This is a genomic window from Mesorhizobium sp. WSM4935 (genome assembly GCF_029625735.1).
Classification (GTDB): domain Bacteria; phylum Pseudomonadota; class Alphaproteobacteria; order Rhizobiales; family Rhizobiaceae; genus Mesorhizobium.
Window position 1 is genome coordinate 1 of sequence record NZ_JARTVR010000026.1, and the last position, 16,130, is coordinate 16,130.

13 protein-coding genes are annotated in these 16,130 nt (G+C 65.3%); 8 read left to right on the plus strand and 5 right to left on the minus strand.

The annotated features are described in order from the left end of the window. The first annotated feature begins 437 nt into the window (after positions 1-437). From P9273_RS30800 to P9273_RS30820, 5 genes are all read left to right on the plus strand, one after another. Positions 438-1,565, plus strand: a complete 1,128-nt coding sequence (locus P9273_RS30800; RefSeq protein ID WP_278052285.1) for a patatin-like phospholipase family protein — start codon at positions 438-440, stop codon at positions 1,563-1,565. A 123-nt stretch (positions 1,566-1,688) separates the two neighbouring features. Continuing rightward, positions 1,689-3,110, plus strand: coding sequence for a coniferyl aldehyde dehydrogenase (locus P9273_RS30805; RefSeq protein WP_278052286.1), 1,422 nt, complete (start codon positions 1,689-1,691; stop codon positions 3,108-3,110). A 354-nt stretch (positions 3,111-3,464) separates the two neighbouring features. Further along, on the plus strand, positions 3,465-4,646 hold the full coding sequence (locus P9273_RS30810) for an efflux RND transporter periplasmic adaptor subunit (protein WP_278052287.1): 1,182 nt from the start codon (positions 3,465-3,467) through the stop codon (positions 4,644-4,646). 75 nt (positions 4,647-4,721) lie between these two features. Then, on the plus strand, positions 4,722-7,898 hold the full coding sequence (locus P9273_RS30815) for an efflux RND transporter permease subunit (RefSeq protein ID WP_278052289.1): 3,177 nt from the start codon (positions 4,722-4,724) through the stop codon (positions 7,896-7,898). 99 nt (positions 7,899-7,997) lie between these two features. After that, positions 7,998-8,156 (plus strand): DUF3309 family protein, encoded by a 159-nt coding sequence (locus P9273_RS30820; RefSeq protein WP_041000854.1) that lies wholly within the window; start codon positions 7,998-8,000, stop codon positions 8,154-8,156. Positions 8,157-8,212: 56 nt separating this feature from the next. On the opposite strand, the gene P9273_RS30825 is transcribed toward P9273_RS30820, so the two are convergent. Then, a complete protein-coding gene (locus P9273_RS30825; protein ID WP_278052292.1) occupies positions 8,213-9,169 on the minus strand; it encodes an SDR family oxidoreductase in 957 nt (318 codons plus the stop codon). A 95-nt stretch (positions 9,170-9,264) separates the two neighbouring features. On the opposite strand from P9273_RS30825, the gene P9273_RS30830 reads away from it, so the two are divergent. Further along, positions 9,265-10,179, plus strand: a complete 915-nt coding sequence (locus P9273_RS30830; protein WP_278052294.1) for a LysR family transcriptional regulator — start codon at positions 9,265-9,267, stop codon at positions 10,177-10,179. Here P9273_RS30830 and P9273_RS30835 read toward each other — a convergent pair. From P9273_RS30835 to P9273_RS30845, 3 genes are all read right to left on the minus strand, one after another. Next, positions 10,137-11,318 carry an MFS transporter gene (locus tag P9273_RS30835; protein WP_278052295.1) on the minus strand — a complete coding sequence of 394 codons (1,182 nt, stop codon included), beginning with the start codon at positions 11,316-11,318 and terminating at the stop codon, positions 10,137-10,139. The genes P9273_RS30830 and P9273_RS30835 overlap by 43 nt on opposite strands. Before the next feature lie 401 nt (positions 11,319-11,719). Then, the gene (locus tag P9273_RS30840) at positions 11,720-12,028 is read right to left on the minus strand and encodes a DUF1244 domain-containing protein (protein ID WP_278052296.1); all 309 of its coding nucleotides are present in this window, start codon (positions 12,026-12,028) and stop codon (positions 11,720-11,722) included. 26 nt (positions 12,029-12,054) lie between these two features. After that, on the minus strand, positions 12,055-12,852 hold the full coding sequence (locus P9273_RS30845; RefSeq protein WP_278052297.1) for an N-formylglutamate amidohydrolase: 798 nt from the start codon (positions 12,850-12,852) through the stop codon (positions 12,055-12,057). Between the two features lie 236 nt (positions 12,853-13,088). Here P9273_RS30845 and P9273_RS30850 point away from each other — a divergent pair, with 236 nt between their 5' ends. Both P9273_RS30850 and pyk read left to right on the plus strand, forming a co-directional pair. Then, entirely contained in the window at positions 13,089-13,580 is a 492-nt protein-coding gene (locus P9273_RS30850; RefSeq protein ID WP_041000871.1) for a DUF1036 domain-containing protein, read from the plus strand. After that, entirely contained in the window at positions 13,577-15,004 is a 1,428-nt protein-coding gene (gene pyk / locus P9273_RS30855) for a pyruvate kinase (RefSeq protein WP_278052300.1), read from the plus strand. The genes P9273_RS30850 and pyk overlap by 4 nt, the downstream gene beginning before the upstream one ends. A 9-nt stretch (positions 15,005-15,013) precedes the next feature. Here the strand turns inward: pyk and P9273_RS30860 are convergent, their stop codons facing one another. Then, on the minus strand, positions 15,014-16,075 hold the full coding sequence (locus P9273_RS30860; protein WP_278052302.1) for an alpha/beta fold hydrolase: 1,062 nt from the start codon (positions 16,073-16,075) through the stop codon (positions 15,014-15,016). Positions 16,076-16,130 lie beyond the last annotated feature (55 nt).

A 16,130-nucleotide genomic window follows, 5' to 3' on the forward strand; every position in this document is an offset into this window, starting at 1 on the left:
GAAAACTTCTCGTCATCCTCAACGCAAAAGCACGCGACGCGAGAACCGAGTTCGCAAATGCAACTTGACAGCCCAGATAGTCGCTCTCCCCCGATCGACGGGGTAGAGGAAAGGCGCCAAGCTTTTTTGCCATCAACGCTCGGCCAGCAACGCTCCCTTCCTTTCCCTCCGGAGGGGGAAAGGTGGCGCTGCGAAGCAGCGACGGATTGGGGGAACCACGTGGCAATCAAGCCTCGGCCTGATCAGTCACGCCAGTCACAGTAAATGTGTGCATGGCCTAACCCACTTCGTGGGGCGAGGAAAATTCCATGATCACGCTTGTGTGTTCGTGTTCTTGCCTTGGTCCGCCCTTATATGCTGCACTGCAACATAGGCTGACTGCGCCGGCTCCGTCCAAATGACGCGGCGGCAGGGCGGCGCATCGAGACAGGAACGCCATGGCGAAGAACGGCAAGGCGGAGGAAAAGAAGAAGATCAACATCGCGCTCCAGGGCGGCGGCTCGCATGGCGCCTTTTCCTGGGGCGTGCTCGACCGTTTGCTGGAGGATGGCCGACTGGAGATCGCGGCGGTGTCCGGCACCAGCGCGGGCGCCATGAACGCGGTGGCGCTGGCCGACGGCTTTGTCCGGGGCGGCGTGGAAGGCGCGCGCAAGAAGCTCGACAATTTCTGGCGGGCGGTGGCTTCGAAGGGCCGCTTCAGCCCGGTGCAGCGCATGCCCTGGGACGTGGTCTGGGGCAACTGGTCGATCGAGAACACGCCCGGCTACGTCTTCTTCGACACCATGTCGCGGGTTTTCTCGCCCTATATCGCCAACCCGCTCGGCCTCAATCCGCTGCGCGACGTGGTGGCGAAGGAGATCGACTTCGACAATGTGCGCGCCTGCAAGTCGATCGAGCTGTTCATCTCGGCGACCAATGTCGAGACAGGTCAGCGCGTCTTCTCCGACGGCGAGATCGACCTCGACACGGTGATGGCGTCGGCCTGCCTGCCGCAATTGTTCCGCGCCGTCGAGATCAAGGGCGTGCCCTATTGGGATGGCGGCTATGGCGGCAACCCCGCGCTCTATCCTTTCTTCAAGACGGCGGCGACCGAGGACGTGCTTCTGGTGCAGATCAATCCGGTGGTGCGCGAAGGCACGCCGAAAAGCGCCAACGAGATCCAGAACCGCATCGACGAGATCACCTTCAACGCCGGGCTGCTGCGTGAATTCCGCTCGATCGCCTTCGTCAAGGAACTGATCGCGGCCGGACGCCTGCCGAACGGCGAATATCGCGACATCCGCATGCACCGCATCGATGCCGACGAGGCCTTCAAGGACCTCTCCGCGTCGTCCAAGGTCAATGCCGAATGGGCTTTCATCGCCTATCTGCGCGACCTCGGCCGCAGTGCCGCCAGCGACTGGCTGGAAGAGAATTACGACGCCGTCGGCCAGCGCGCCACGCTCGATCTCTCGGGCGAGCTCGACGACGGCTTCAAGCCGCTGCGCGGCCCAGCGCCCGGGCGTCGCGTCAAGGAGTTCCTCGCCGCGCGCATCAAGCCGGAATCCGCGCGACGTCGGGCTTGAGGTCTTCCATACCTGTCAGCAAGTCCGTTCCGGCTGCCAGCATCTTCCCCAGCGGAACCCGGGCAATGCTGGATTCGGCTGTCCGGGCGATGTAGCTTACCTGAACGTAAACGGGAGGTCGCGATGCTGCATACCAGACAGAACGCTCTCGGAGTCAGGTTTGAAGCGCAATGCAGGGCCTTCGAGAAGGAGCCGTTCCCGACGCTTGCGGTGCGCAAGGATCGGCTGAAGCGCCTGCTGGCGCTCACCGAAAAGCACGAGGCCGAGATATGCGCTGCGATCGACAGCGATTTTTCCGCCCGCTCGGCGCAGGAAACGCGGCTTGCCGAATTGTTCGTGGTGCGCACCGGCATCAGGCATGCGCTGTCGCATCTCGGCGCCTGGATGCGCGAACGCCGCGTCGCCACCAGCCTGCCATTCCTGCCGGGACGCAACCGCCTCCTGCCGCAGCCGCTCGGCGTCGTCGGCATCGTCTCGCCCTGGAACTACCCGTTCCAGCTCGCCGTCGCGCCGGCGACCGCGGCACTCGCGGCCGGCAACCGCGTCATGATCAAGCCGTCGGAGCTGACGCCGAAGTTTTCGGACCTTCTGGCACGTCTGGTCGAGCAGCATTTCACGCCTGACGAGATGTGCGTGATGGTGGGCGACGCGGATGTCGGCAAGGCGTTCGTATCGCTGCCTTTCGATCATCTCCTGTTCACCGGCTCGACCGCGGTCGGCCGCCAGGTGGCGCTGGCCGCCGCGGCCAATCTCACGCCGGTGACGCTCGAGCTCGGCGGCAAGTCGCCGGCAATCCTCGATCCCTCCTGCGATCTCGACGCGGCCGTCGCCAGTGTCGCCTATGGCAAGCTACTCAACGCTGGCCAGACATGCATCGCGCCCGACTATCTCATGGTCCCGCAGGGCCAAGGCGCGGCGATCGCGGCAAAGCTCGCCGCGGCAATCGCCAAGCTCTATCCGCGCCTCGGCGACAATCCCGACTATACGGCGATCGTCAGCGAGCGGCACCGCCGGCGGCTGGGCGACATGGTCGCCGAGGCGCGCGACAGCGGCGCAGACATCACCGAGATCAACCCGGGGAACGAGACGCTCGGCGTCAGCGACCGCAAGATGGCGCCGGTGCTGGTGCGCAATGCGGGCGACAATCTGCGGCTGATGCGCGAGGAGATCTTCGGGCCGGTGCTGCCGATCGTCGAATATGGCACGGTCGACGAGGCCATCGAGCATGTGAACCGGGGCGAGCGGCCGCTGGCGCTCTACTGGTTCGGCAGCGACAGCGCCAACCGCCAAAGGGTGATGCGCGAGACGGTGGCCGGCGGCGTCACGATCAATGACTGCATGCTGCATCTGGTGCAGGAACGGCAGCCTTTCGGCGGCGTCGGCGAGAGCGGCACCGGCGCCTATCACGGCGAATGGGGGTTCCGCACCTTCAGCAAGGAAAAGCCGATCTTCATCCAGTCGAAGCTCAGCGCCGGCGGCCTGCTGCGCCCGCCTTATGGCAGGACATTCGAGCGTATCTTCCGGCTGCTCAAGCTCATCACTTGACAGCTTCAACCCGAACATAGCGGGGCGCGAGCGCGCCCCAACCGGGCGGTTGCGTCGATTATGCAAGGCTTTTCGCATCATGCTGACGGCTGCTGCCAGTAACCTTGGGGAAACCCGTCGGCGCGCCGGAAAGGCGCCAGTCGGCTGGCAGAAAAGCACGCATTTGTCGAGGAACTGCTTTCCAAGATGCAATGCTCCCGCAACTTTTCCGACTATATTGCGCCGCAACTTTCAGGTAGAAGCGCGCGTCCGCCGATCACGGCAAATTGAACTAGGCCCCGCGCACACCCATATCGGCCGCGCGCCCGAGTCGGAAGCGCCGACCTCGCCAGGTCCTGCAACGGAAAAATGACGATGCCGAAAATCAGGTTTCACAAGCTTGCAGCCATTGCCGTGCTCATCGGTTTCGCGGCCTGGATGGGGACGGGCGAGTTCTCGTCCGTCGGCAGCGCGGCGGACAAGCCCGCTGACGCGGGCAAGCCGGCGCAGCCCGATGCCGCGAAGCCGGAAGCAGCCAAGCCGAACACGGCGCAAGCCGAGCCCAAGGCTGCACCGCGTACCGTCGCGGTGGTCACCCCGCCGCGCAAGACCTTCGCGCGCGCCATCCGCATCTCCGGCCTGACCGAGGCCGACAAACGCGCCGTGCTGGCGACACGCGTCGCCGGCGTCATCGAGAAGCTGCCGGTCAAGCAGGGCGACCGCGTCAAGACCGGCGATCTGGTGCTGATGCTCGCGGCCGAAGAGAAGATATCCAACGTCGACAACGCCAAGCAGCTCCTGGCGCAGCGCAAGGCCGAGCTCGATGCCGCCGAGCGCCTGGCCAAGACCGGCAACCTGCCGAAGCTCCAGCTCGACACCGCCCGTTCGAACCTGACGCTCGCGCAATCGCAGCTCGACACCGCGCAGGCCGAGCTCGACCGCAACGAGGTCAAGGCGCCGTTCGACGGCGTCATCGACCGCATCCCGGTGGAGCTCGGCAGCTCGGTGATGCAGGGCGGCGAGGTGGCGACGATCCTGAAGCTTGACCCAGTGATCGCGCGCGGCGAGATCAGCGAGCGCGACCTGCGCTACGTCAAGATCGGCGACAAGGCCGATGTGCGCCTGGTCAACGACCAGAAGGTCACCGGCACGGTCCGCTACATCAGCCGCGATGCCTCGGCGCAGACCCGTACCTTCCGCGTCGAAGTGGCGATCCCCAATGCCGACGGCTCCATCCCCGCCGGCATGACGGCCGAGATCACGCTCAGCGCCGAGCCGACCAATGCGGTCATGCTGCCGCGCTCGGTGGTGACGCTGGGCGACAAGGGCGACCTCGGCATCCGCGCCGTCGGCAAGGACGACAAGGTGGCGTTCTTCCCGATCGACCTGGTCGACGACACGCCGCACGGCCTGGTGCTGGGCGGCATTCCGGAAGATGCGCGCATCATCGTCGCCGGCCAGGAGCTGGTGAAGGAAGGCGACCCGGTGAAGCCCGTCGAGGCCGACCAGGCGACCATCAACAAGCTGATCGGCGAAGCCACCGCCGGCACGCAGTAAAGCAAGACGCGTCCGTCGCCGGGACCAACCCGGCGGTGGCAGTCCGCAGCCTTTGAAGCATAGCAGGCCGAAGTCATGGATATCGTCAGACTCGCCATCAACAATGCGCGCCTCACCATATCGGCGCTGCTGTTCCTGCTCGTCGCGGGCTGGGTCGCCTATCAGTCGACGCCGAAGGAAGCGGAGCCCGACGTTCCGATTCCGATGATGTATGTCAGCCTGATCTATCAGGGCATCTCGCCGGAGGATTCCGAGCGGCTGCTGCTCAGGCCAATGGAAAGCAAGCTCAAGAGTCTCAAGGGGCTCAAGGAGATGCGTTCGGCCGCCTTCCAGGGCGGCGGCTATGTGCTGGTCGAGTTCCAGCCGCAGACGGATCTCGCGACGGCGCTGCAGGATACGCGCAGCAAGGTGCAGGATGCCAAGGCCGACCTGCCGCAGGCGGCCGAGGAGCCGACGGTCAACGAAGTCAACGTTTCGGAATTCCCGGTTCTGGTCGTGACACTTTCGGGCGATGTGCCGGAGCGCGTGCTGACATCGGCCGCGCGTGAGCTGCGCGACCGCATCGAGGAAGTGCCCGGCGTGCTCGAAGGCTCGCTGCAGGGCGCGCGTGACGATTTGGTCGAGGTGGTCGTCGACCCGGTGAAGCTGTCTTCCTACGGGCTGCAGCTCGACCAGGTGATCCAGGGCGTCGCTTCCTCCAACAGCCTGGTCGCGGCCGGCAATCTCGAAGGCTCGGAAGGCAAATACGCGGTCAAGGTCCCGTCGCTGATCGAGACCCCCGAGGATGTCGCCAACCTGCCGGTGGTCGCCACGCCGAACGCCGTGGTCCAGGCCAAGGACATCGCTACGATCCGCTCAACCTTCAAGGACGCCGAGACGGTGACCCGCCTCGACGGCAAGCCGGCCATCGCCATCGAAGTGAAGAAGCGCATCGGCGCCAATCTGATCGACACGCTGACCCATGTCCGGGAGGTGTCGGACAATTTCATCAAGACGATGCCCGAAGGCATGCACGTCACCTACACGCAGGACAAGTCGGTCTTCGTCAACCAACTGCTCGGCGACCTGCAGAACCATGTGATGATCGCCGTCATCCTGGTGTTCATCGTCATCCTCTATGCGCTGTCGGGCCGCGCCTCGCTGCTCATCGGCTTAGCCATCCCCTCATCCTTCCTGATCGGCATCCTGCTGCTCGCCATGATGGGCTACACGATCAACATGATCGTGCTGTTCAGCCTCATCCTGGCGGTCGGCATGCTGGTGGACGACGCCATCATCGTCACCGAATTCGCGGAACGGCGCATGAGCGAGGGCATGCCGAAGGCGGATGCCTTCGCCTTGGCTGCCAAGCGCATGGCCGGCCCGGTGATCGCGGCGACGATGACGCGCATCGCCGCCTTCTCGCCGCTGCTCTTCTGGCCAGGCATCATCGGCGACTTCATGAAGTATATGCCGATCACGCTGATCGTGACTCTGTCGGCCTCGATGCTCTACGCGCTGGTCTTTGCGCCGACTTTGGGCGCGATCTTCGCCAAGGCGCCGGAGCATCATGACGAGGGCAATCGCGAGGGCTGGTACATGGCGGTCGTCAAGCAAGCGGTGCGCTTCCCGATCACCGTCATCCTGCTCACCGTCGGCCTTCTGGTCGGCGTCGGCTTCGCCTATTCGAAATATGGCGCCGGCGTCGAGTTCTTCCCTAGCGTCGAGCCGGATTACGGCCTGCTCTACGTGCATGCCCGCGGCAATCTCTCGCTGGCGGAAATGGACGCCGCGACCAAGACGGCGGAGAACCGGCTGCTCGGCTGGCCGGGCGTGAAGTCGGTCTACACCCGTGTCGGCAAGACGCAGGGCGGCGGCCAGGACATTCCCGAAGACGTGGTCGGCGTGATCCAGTACGAGTTCGTCGACTGGCGCGAGCGCAAATCCGCCAACCAGATCCTTGATGACCTGCGCGGCGTGATGGCCGGCATTCCAGGCGTCGATGTCGAAGTGCGCGTGCCGGAAGCCGGCCCGCCGACCGGCAAGCCAATCCAGATCCGGCTGTCGGCCGCCGATCCGGCCGGGCTCGACGACAAGGCGCGCGCGGTCGCGGCACGCATCGCCAAGATACCCAACGTCATCGACATTTCGGACGGCCTGCCGCCGCCCGGCGTCGACTGGGCGATCGAGGTCGACCGCGCCAAGGCGGCGCAATACGGCATCAGCCCGACTTCGGTCGGCACGGTGGTGCAGCTGGTGACCAACGGCCTCAAGCTGTCGGAGTACCGGCCGGCCGGCGCCGACGACGCGGTCGACATCCGGCTGCGCCTGCCGGAAGACCGCCGCACGCTCTCGACGCTCGACGAGCTGCGCGTGCAGACCTCGCAAGGGTCGGTGCCGATCTCCAACTTCGTCGTCAGGAAGCCCGAGCCGACCGTCGGCATCCTGAACCGCATCGACGGCGCGCGCACCGTGGTCGTGCAGGCCAATGTCAGCGCCGGAGCACAGGTCGCGGCGGTGCAGGAACAGGTCACCAAGGCCGTCGCCGACATGGATCTCGGCAGCGGCATCCGCTGGAAGCTCGCCGGCTCCAACGAGGACAGCGCGGAAGCCAGCGCCTTCCTCGGCAAGGCCTTCGGCGCGGCGATCTTCCTGATCTTCCTGGTGCTGCTCGCGCAATTCAACAAATTCACCAGCGTGTGGCTTGTCTTGTCCTGCGTGGTCATGGCGACGATCGGCGTGTTCCTCGGATTGCTTCTGACAGGCGAGGCTTTCGGCATCGTCATGTCGGGCATCGGCGTCATCGCGCTGGCCGGCGTGGTGGTGAACAACAACATCGTGCTCATCGACACCTATGACCGGCTGCGCGAGGAAGGCTGGGACAAGATGGACGCGGTGCTGCAGACCTGCCGCGAGCGCGCCCGCCCGGTTGTGCTGACCGCGGTGTCGGCCATCCTCGGCGTGCTGCCGATCGCCTTCGGCCTTGGCCTCGAAATCTTCCATCACGAGACGACGATCAACGCGCCGTCGACGCAATGGTGGATATCGCTGTCCTCGGCGATCGTCTTCGGCCTGTCCTTCGCCACGCTGCTGACGCTCGTGGTAACGCCGTCGATGCTGATGGTGTTCACCCGCGCCAAGGTGAAGCCCGGCCAGCGGCGCAACTGGCTCAGCCGCCTGTTCCGGCGCGGCAAGGGCGAGGTCTCGACGGGCGAGGCGGCCCAGGAAGCCGCCGCCGAACCAGCGGTCACCTTCCCGAAAGCCGCGGAATAGAGCGGTTTCGCAACCCCAAAGATCAGAAGCCGCCCGGGAACAACCGGGCGGCTTTTTGCATTGTTCCCTCGAAGTTCAACCAGACGGCGAGGGTTTTTCATGACGATCGGCACAATTCTCGTAATTATCCTGATTCTGATCCTGATCGGCGCCGTGCCGGCTTGGCCGCATTCGCGCTCCTGGGGCTACGGGCCGTCCGGCATCGTCGGCGTCATCCTGATCGTGCTGCTGATCCTTTTGTTGATGGGCCGGATCTGACCCCAAACGATTGCGGCCGGGCTTGAGCCCGGCCGGCTCATTTCTGCTCGGTCTTGTCAGGCGGCGAGGCGCGACGGCTCCGCGGCGACGCCGATATCCTGCAAGGCCTCCTTCACCGCCTGGTCGAGCGGCGTGTGCGGGATTTCGCCGATGACCTCTTCCAGCCGCGTCGAAACCAGCCGATGCGCCTCGAAACGCAAATAGGACATCGAGACGATCTCGCGCCACATGGCCACGAACGGGCTGCCGGCGCGCAGCACCCACCAGGGCATGAAGGAGAGCTTCAGCTTGCGGCCGAGCGCCTTCTCGGCGGCGGCCTTCATGTCGAGGTCGGTGATGGCGTGGCCGGGGAAGTTGATGGCTTCGAAGAAGCCCGTTTTGTCGAGGTTCTTCGCCAGGCCGACGAAGGCGACTGCGAAGTCCGGCAGGTAGGCCCACTCATGCGTCAGGTCGGCCGGGCCGGGCGCGGTGTAGACGCCTTTCTCCATCTTGGCGGCGACGACGAGATCGAACCAGGAGCCCGAACCGGTGCCGCCGAAGAAGTCGCCCGCCCTGAGCACGATGGTGCGCACCCGGCCGGCCTCGGCCTCGCCGCGGAAGAGCTCCTCCATGGCGCAGCGGATGCGGCCCTTCTCGGTGGTCGGGTGGAACGGCGTCGCTTCCGTGATCACCTGCGGCGTCGGCGAGCCGTAATTGTAGACCGTGCCCGGGAAGAGGTGCAGCGCGCCGTTTTTGCGGCAGGCGGCCATGACGTTTTCAGCCATCGGCATGCACTTGCCCCAGTCGGTGTAGATAGGGTTCAGGCCGTTGAAGACGATGTCGACGCCTTGGGTGGCGCGGATCAGGGAGTCGCGGTCGAGCGCGTCGCCGGCAATCGCAGTTGCACCTTTCAGTTCCGCCGGCACCTTGCCGGTCCGGGTGACGGCGCGGACGTCGAAGCCGGCGTCGATGAAGGCTTTGCCGACCACACGGCCGAGCCGGCCATTGGCGCCGAGGATTGCGATTTTGGTCATCTGTCTCTCCGTTGTTTGCGTTTGCCTGGCCAATCTGATGCACTCACAAACGAATTGAAATTGACCTATTTCCGCGATTTGTTATTCAAAAATGAATGAAAGAGTTCGACTGGAACCTGATCAAGAGTTTTGTTGCGGTCGCAGAAACCGGCAGCCTTTCGGGCGCGGCGCGCAGGCTGGCGGCGAGCCAGCCGACGCTTGGCCGCCACATTGCCGAGCTGGAGGCAGCGCTCGGCGTCACGCTGTTCCGGCGCGGGCGGCGCGGCTACGAGCTGACAGAAGCCGGCAGCACGCTCTATGAGCGCGGGCGGGCGGTCAGCGAGCAGGCCAATGCGTTCTCGCTGCTGGCGATGGGTTCGGTCGAGGCGATCGAGGGTACGGTGCGCATCGCCGCCTCGGAGGTTGTCGCCGCCTTTGTGCTGCCGGCCATGATGGCTCGTCTCGGCGAGGAAGAGCCGGGCGTCGAGGTCGAGATCGTCGCTTCCAACCAGGTCGAGAACCTTTTGCGCCGCGACGCCGACATCGCCATCCGCATGGTGAGGCCGGCGCAAAACGAACTGGTGGCGCGCAAGGTCATCGACATTCCGCTCTGCCTATGCGCCGCCCGCTCCTATCTCGACCGGCGCGGCCGGCCGGAAACCCCCGCCGATCTTGCCGACCACGCTCTGGTCGGCTTCGACCGCAGCGACGAGATCATTCGCGGCTTCACATCGTTCGGCATTCCGGTCGGCCGCAGCCATTTCCGCTTCAGGACCGACAACCAGATCGTGCTGTGGGAGGCGGTGCGGACCGGCAACGGCATCGGCATCGGCCAGGAGCCGCTGGCCGACCGCGATCCGGACCTGGAAAAGCTGTTGCCCGGCGTGCCTTTGCCGAACCTGCCGGTCTGGCTCGCCATGCATCGCGACGTGCGCACGAGCATGCGCATCCGCCGCGTGGCGGATTTCCTGCATGAGGAGCTGAAGCGCTATTCGGCCGGCACAGGTTCGGGAGCGAATTCGGCCCGGTGAGCAAGCCCGGCCATCAGGAACACGATGACCAGCAGCCCGGACAGCGCGACGAAGATCGGCCCGAAGCTCGAATGCTCGGCGACGAAGCCGATCGCGGACGGCGCCACCAATATGCCGGAATAGCCCATCGTGGTGACGACGCTCATGCCGGTGCCCGACGACATGCCTTCCTGGTTGCCGCCGGCCGAAAAGATGATCGGCACCATGTTCGCGATGCCGAAGCCGCAGAAAGCGAAGGCGGCGATCGCAAGATAGGGCGACGGCGAAAGACCGGCGACCAGCATGCCGGCCGCGGCCACCAGCGCCGAGCCGCGCAAGGTCGCCACGGCGCCGAAGCGGTTGCGCACGCCGTCTCCCAGGAAACGCATCAGCGCCATGACGCCGGAGAAGGCGGCATAGGCGAGGCCGGCGACCGCGAGATCGGCGCCCAGCTCCTGATGCAGGAAGAGCGCCGCCCAGTCGAGCACCGCGCCTTCCGAGATCATGGTGAGCAGCGCCATCAGCCCGACCAGATAGACGGCCGCGTGCCGCGGCAGCGTGAATTTCTGGTGCTCGACGGCCTGCGGCCGGTCCTCGGCGACGAGATGGCGAATGGCAAAGGCGATCACGGCAAAGGCGATCACCGTCACCGCGACGGCATGGGGAAGATAGCCGTAGTTCTGGATCGAGTAGCCGCCGAGCGCGCCGCCGGCGAAGCCGCCAAGGCTCCAGAAGCCGTGCGAGGACGACATGATCGCCCGCGAAAGTCTTCTTTCCACCACCACAGCATTCGAGTTCATCGCGACATCCATGCCGCCTATCGAGCCGCCGAAGATGAGCATGGCGATGGCCGCCAGGGGAACGTTGGGCGCGAGCGCCACGATCAGCAGGCCGAAGCTGCCGCAGACGCCGAACCAACGCGTCACGGTGCGCGAGCCATGCCTGGAAATGAGATGGCCGCACCAGGTCATGGAGATCACGGCACCGACGCCGAACAGGAGGATCAGCAGGCCGAGCGTGAATCGGGTGATGTCGAGCCTGGTGAGGAACACCGGGATCTGCGGCGCCCAGCTCCCGGTCAAAAAACCATTGGCGAGGAAAATGCCGGCGACGGCCCAGCGGCCGCGCGTCGCGGCCTGCATCGTGGTTTGCAAGGTCATTCTTCGAACCCGGTGCGCCGGTGGATTTCGGGCGGCAAATTAGATCGATTCAATTGCCAGTCAAGGACCGCATTGGAGAAGTGCTTGGACCAAGGCGCGGGCAAACTTGTGAGGAATGGGCCGGCCCCACTTTTGGAGATTAGTCGAGACGCCCCTTCTTTCGTCATCCACGGGCGGAGCAAGGAGCGAAGCGACGCGCGCAGACCCGAGGATCCATTCCGTGACTTCCGAGCGCTGCTGCGGTGCAGGCATTGGCGCGCCGCAGCGCCATCGGTATGATCCTCTTTCTGGACCGCTGCGCTCTTCGACAGCCGTAACGGCATGGATTCCAGGGTCTGCGCGCGTCGCTTCGCTCCTTGCTCCGCCCTGGAATGACGAAGTCGCGAAGGCTTTCGACAGCGCTAATGATCCTTCGGCCGCTTCGCCTCGAACTCGGCCTTCTTGGCTTCCGAGGCCTCGGTCTGGTTCAGCGCCTGCCATTCGGCATAGGGCATACCGTAGATGATCTCGCGCGACTCGTCCTTCGACAGCGCGACGCCTTCGGCCTCGGCGGCTTCGCGGTACCAATTGGACAGGCAGTTGCGGCAGAAGCCGGCGAGGTTCATCAGGTCGATGTTCTGGACGTCGCCGCGTTCGCGCAAATGCGCCACCAGCCGGCGGAAGGCGGCTGCCTCGAAATCGCGTTTCTGGTCGTCGTCGAGTTCGGTCATTGGGGAACTCCCGGCTGTCGGTCTCGTCATACCGGTCCGGTGCGCGAGCCGAACATCTTCACCTGATGTATATCGGGGCGCCGGTCGATGGCGTCAACGATCGGCGCCAGCCGCTCGGCCCAGGCGAGGGCGCCGGCACGGTCGGCGATCAGGTCCTGGCGGATCTCGATCAGCGCATGCGCGTAGCCGTTGACGATGGCGTGGCGGAACATGGTGTCGCCGCGCAGTGCGCCGTCATAGGGCTCGTTGTCGCCGACGACGATGCTTTTGTCTTCGGCCAGCATGTCGATCAGCGGCCGCGCGACGCGGTCGTCGCGGTCCCACAGGACGCCGACATGCCAGGGTCGGACAAAACCCTGCATGACCGGCGTGAAGGAATGCACCGAGAAGATGAGCGGCGCCTTGCCCGAGGCGTGAGCGACGGAGGCGATCATGGCGCCGACGGCGTCGTGATAGGGCCGATAGAAGCGGTCGAGCCGCTTCTCCCGCTCCTCGGCCGCCATCGGATAGTTTCCCGGTACCACGGTTCCGTCATAGAGCTGACGGATCATGGTCGGGTCATCCTCGCCCCGGTTGGGGTCGATCAACAGCCGCGAGAAGCCGGCCAGCACGGCGGGCGCGTCGAGCGCTGCCGCGAGCTCGCGCGTCACCGTCTCGACGCCGATGTCATAAGCAATGTGGCGATCGAATTCGGACGCCGGCAAACCCAGGCTGTCATACTCCTCCGGCAGATCGCGGCGGGCATGGTCGGCCAGAAGCACGACGCCTTTCTTGCGGTCGCCCTCGACAATGTCGAACGGCGTGAAAACTGTGGATCGGGTCATCGGCTGAAAAGGGGATGGCGGCTGCGATGTGGTATCGTCATTCCACGAAGAGGACGTCGGCGCAATGCCGTTGTTTGGCCAAGGTTTCTGCAAAGAATCCCCGATGGGACGTGAAGTTGCGCGCCGGGCCCTTCTAAATCGATTGGAATTGAACAAAACGGCGCGTTGACATGCGACCGGAGTTTGCTGAAAAGGGGCTTCGAGAGATGCAAATGTGGTTCGCAAGGGGATCTGCGATGGGTTTTGCCGGCCGGTTGCGCAAGCGCCTGGCCGTGCCGTTGCTGATCGTCGGCGCGGGATTTTTCGCTATAGCCGCGACCTCGCCGGCCCGGGCCGACTTCCGCGTTTGCAACGCAACGCAAAATCTGGTGGGCGTCGGCATCGGCTATCGTGCCAAGGCCGGCTGGATCACCGAGGGTTGGTGGCACATCGAAGGATCGACCTGCAAGACGCTGATCGAGGGTCCGCTGTCATCAAGGTTTTATTATCTTTATGCAGAAGACGCCGAACGCGGCGGGCGCTGGGACGGCCCGATCAACATGTGCGTCGCCGAAAAAGAGTTCAAGATCGCCGGCGTGAATGATTGCGTCGCCCGGGGCTTCCAGCGCGCCGGATTTCAGGAATATGACACGGGCGAGCAGGCCAGCTGGATGGTCCAGCTGACCGACGAGCCCGCAACGGGAGGCGCGCCAGCAGCGGCCCCCGCTCCGGGAACAAACAGTCAATGAGACGTAACCGCAAGGTCAAGATCCTCGCCACCATCGGTCCGGCTTCCTCTTCCGAGGAAATGCTGAGGAAGCTTTTCGAAGCCGGCGCCGATGTCTTCCGCATCAATATGAGCCATACCGACCACGAGCTTATGCGCACGCTGGTCGGGCGCATCCGCACGGTCGAAGCCGCCGTCGGCCGGCCGATCGGCATCCTCGCCGACCTGCAGGGGCCGAAGCTCAGGGTCGGCAAATTCGCCAACGTCAAGGAAGCGCTGGCTGTCGGCCAGAGCTTCACGCTCGACGACAATCCCGAACCCGGCACGTCCAAACGTGTGTACCTGCCGCATCCGGAAATCCTGAGCTCGGTCGAAGCCGGTCACCGACTTTTGATCGACGACGGCAAGCTGGAGCTGAAGGCGGTGAAGGCCGACGGCAAGTCGATCACCTGCACGGTCGTCGCCGGCTCGGGAATTTCCGACAAGAAGGGCGTCAGCCTGCCCGACACCGACCTGCCGGTCGGCGCCTTGACCGAGAAGGACCGCGCCGATCTCGACGCGGTGCTCGCCGCCGGCGTCGACTGGGTGGCGCTGTCCTTCGTGCAGCGGCCGGAGGATCTGGCCGAGGCGCGCAAGATCGCGCGCGGCCGCGCGCTGATCATGGCCAAGATCGAGAAGCCGCAGGCGGTGGCGCGGCTCGCCGAAATCATCGAGCTCTCCGACGCGCTGATGGTCGCCCGCGGCGATCTCGGCGTCGAGATGCCGGTCGAGGCCGTGCCTGGCATCCAGAAGCAGATCACCCGCGCGGCGCGCCGCGCCGGCAAGCCGGTGGTGATCGCCACGCAGATGCTGGAATCGATGATCACCGCGCCCGTGCCGACCCGGGCCGAGGTCTCCGACGTGTCGATCGCCGTCTTCGAAGGCGCGGACGCAATCATGCTCTCCGCCGAATCCGCGGCCGGCGCCTATCCGGTCGAGGCGGTCAGCATGATGAACCGCATCGCCACCAAGGTCGAAACCGACCCAACCTATGCCGGTATCATCAACGCCCAGCGCTCGGAGCCCGAAGCCACCGGGGCCGATGCCATTTCGCTCGCCGCACGCGAGATCGCCGAGACGCTGAAACTGTCAGCCATCATCTCCTACACCGCGTCCGGCACCACCGGCTTGCGCGCCGCGCGAGAGCGACCGCAGGTGCCGATCGTGGCGCTGTCGCCGATCCTCAACACTGCGCGCCGGCTGTCGCTCTTATGGGGCACGCATTGCGTCGTCTCGGAGGACGCGACCGACCTCGACGACATGGTCGACCGCGCTTGCCGCATCGCGCTGGAGGAAGGTTTCGGCAAGCCCGGCGATCGCGTCATCATCACGGCCGGCGTGCCGCTGAGGACGCCAGGCTCGACCAATATGCTGCGGATTGCGTATGTGGGGTCGGACACGCATTGATCCGTAGCATCAGCCTGGCGCCAGCTCCGCGTCCGGCACCTTGAGTTCCGGGTACCTGCCGGCTCCTTGCGCGTCACCGGCGATGCGGCTTTCCACAACGCTGGCCACGGCTTGCAGGTCGATCGGCGCGCCGGCCACTTTCGCAACGGCGCCGACGACGAGGTCGGGCGCGATCCAGTCGGGCTTGTGGCCGAGATTTGCAACCCAGACCAGCTCGGCACCGGGAATGTCGCGCTCGAGGCCGACGGAATGGATCGTGGCATAGACCACCTTGTCGCGATCGCCCGAGATCACGATGGTCGGCGCCTTGATCTCGCGATAAGCAGGCGCGGCGGCGCGGACATAGTCATAGAGCTGGGCGACATCGCGGGCGTTGGCGCGGAAAGCGGATGGCCTGAGCACCAGCGGGATCGAGGCGTCGTCGATATAGAACTCCGGCACTTTGTTGGGCGAAAAGACGCAAGCGGTGGCATCGCCGATCCGCAGCATGCCGGCCGGATAGGCGAGCGTTTCGGAAAACAGCCAGCCGATTACCGGAATGGCCGTCAGCTTGTAATACCAGGCGGTTGCGCCGCCCGGCCAGGAATGTGTTGCGGGCGAGAGAAAGACCAACCCTTGCGTCTTCTCGGGATGCCGGCGGGCGAAGGCGGTAGCGATCGCGCCGCCGAAGGAATGGGCGATGACGACCGCCCTTGCGATGCCCAAGCGGTCCGTCAGCGCGGCGATCGTGTCCGCCTGCGCGGCAAGTGTCTCATTGTCGCCGCGCTCCGACCAGCCGAAGCCCGGGCGGTCGAAGAACAGCATCTCGGCGCGGCCCTCGAGCAGCGGCTTCAGCGGTAGCATCTGGTCCTTGAGATTGGCGCTGGCGCCGTGGATGAACACGACCGGCGGCAGGTCCGCGCCGACCGGCGCCGGGACATGGACGTAGTGAATGCGCGCGCCCTCGATCTCGGCGAATGCGCCGACAGGCGGGTTGCGGCGCTCGATCGACCGGACGCCGGCGCGGGTGACGCCGGCGAGGGCGAAGAGGAACGCGACGAGGACGAGGAGGGCAGCGCAGGTGAGGTTCATGCGGGGGAGATACGGGAGCGGAGCGGAATTACTTTAGGGCAGTAGGGCAGTAGGG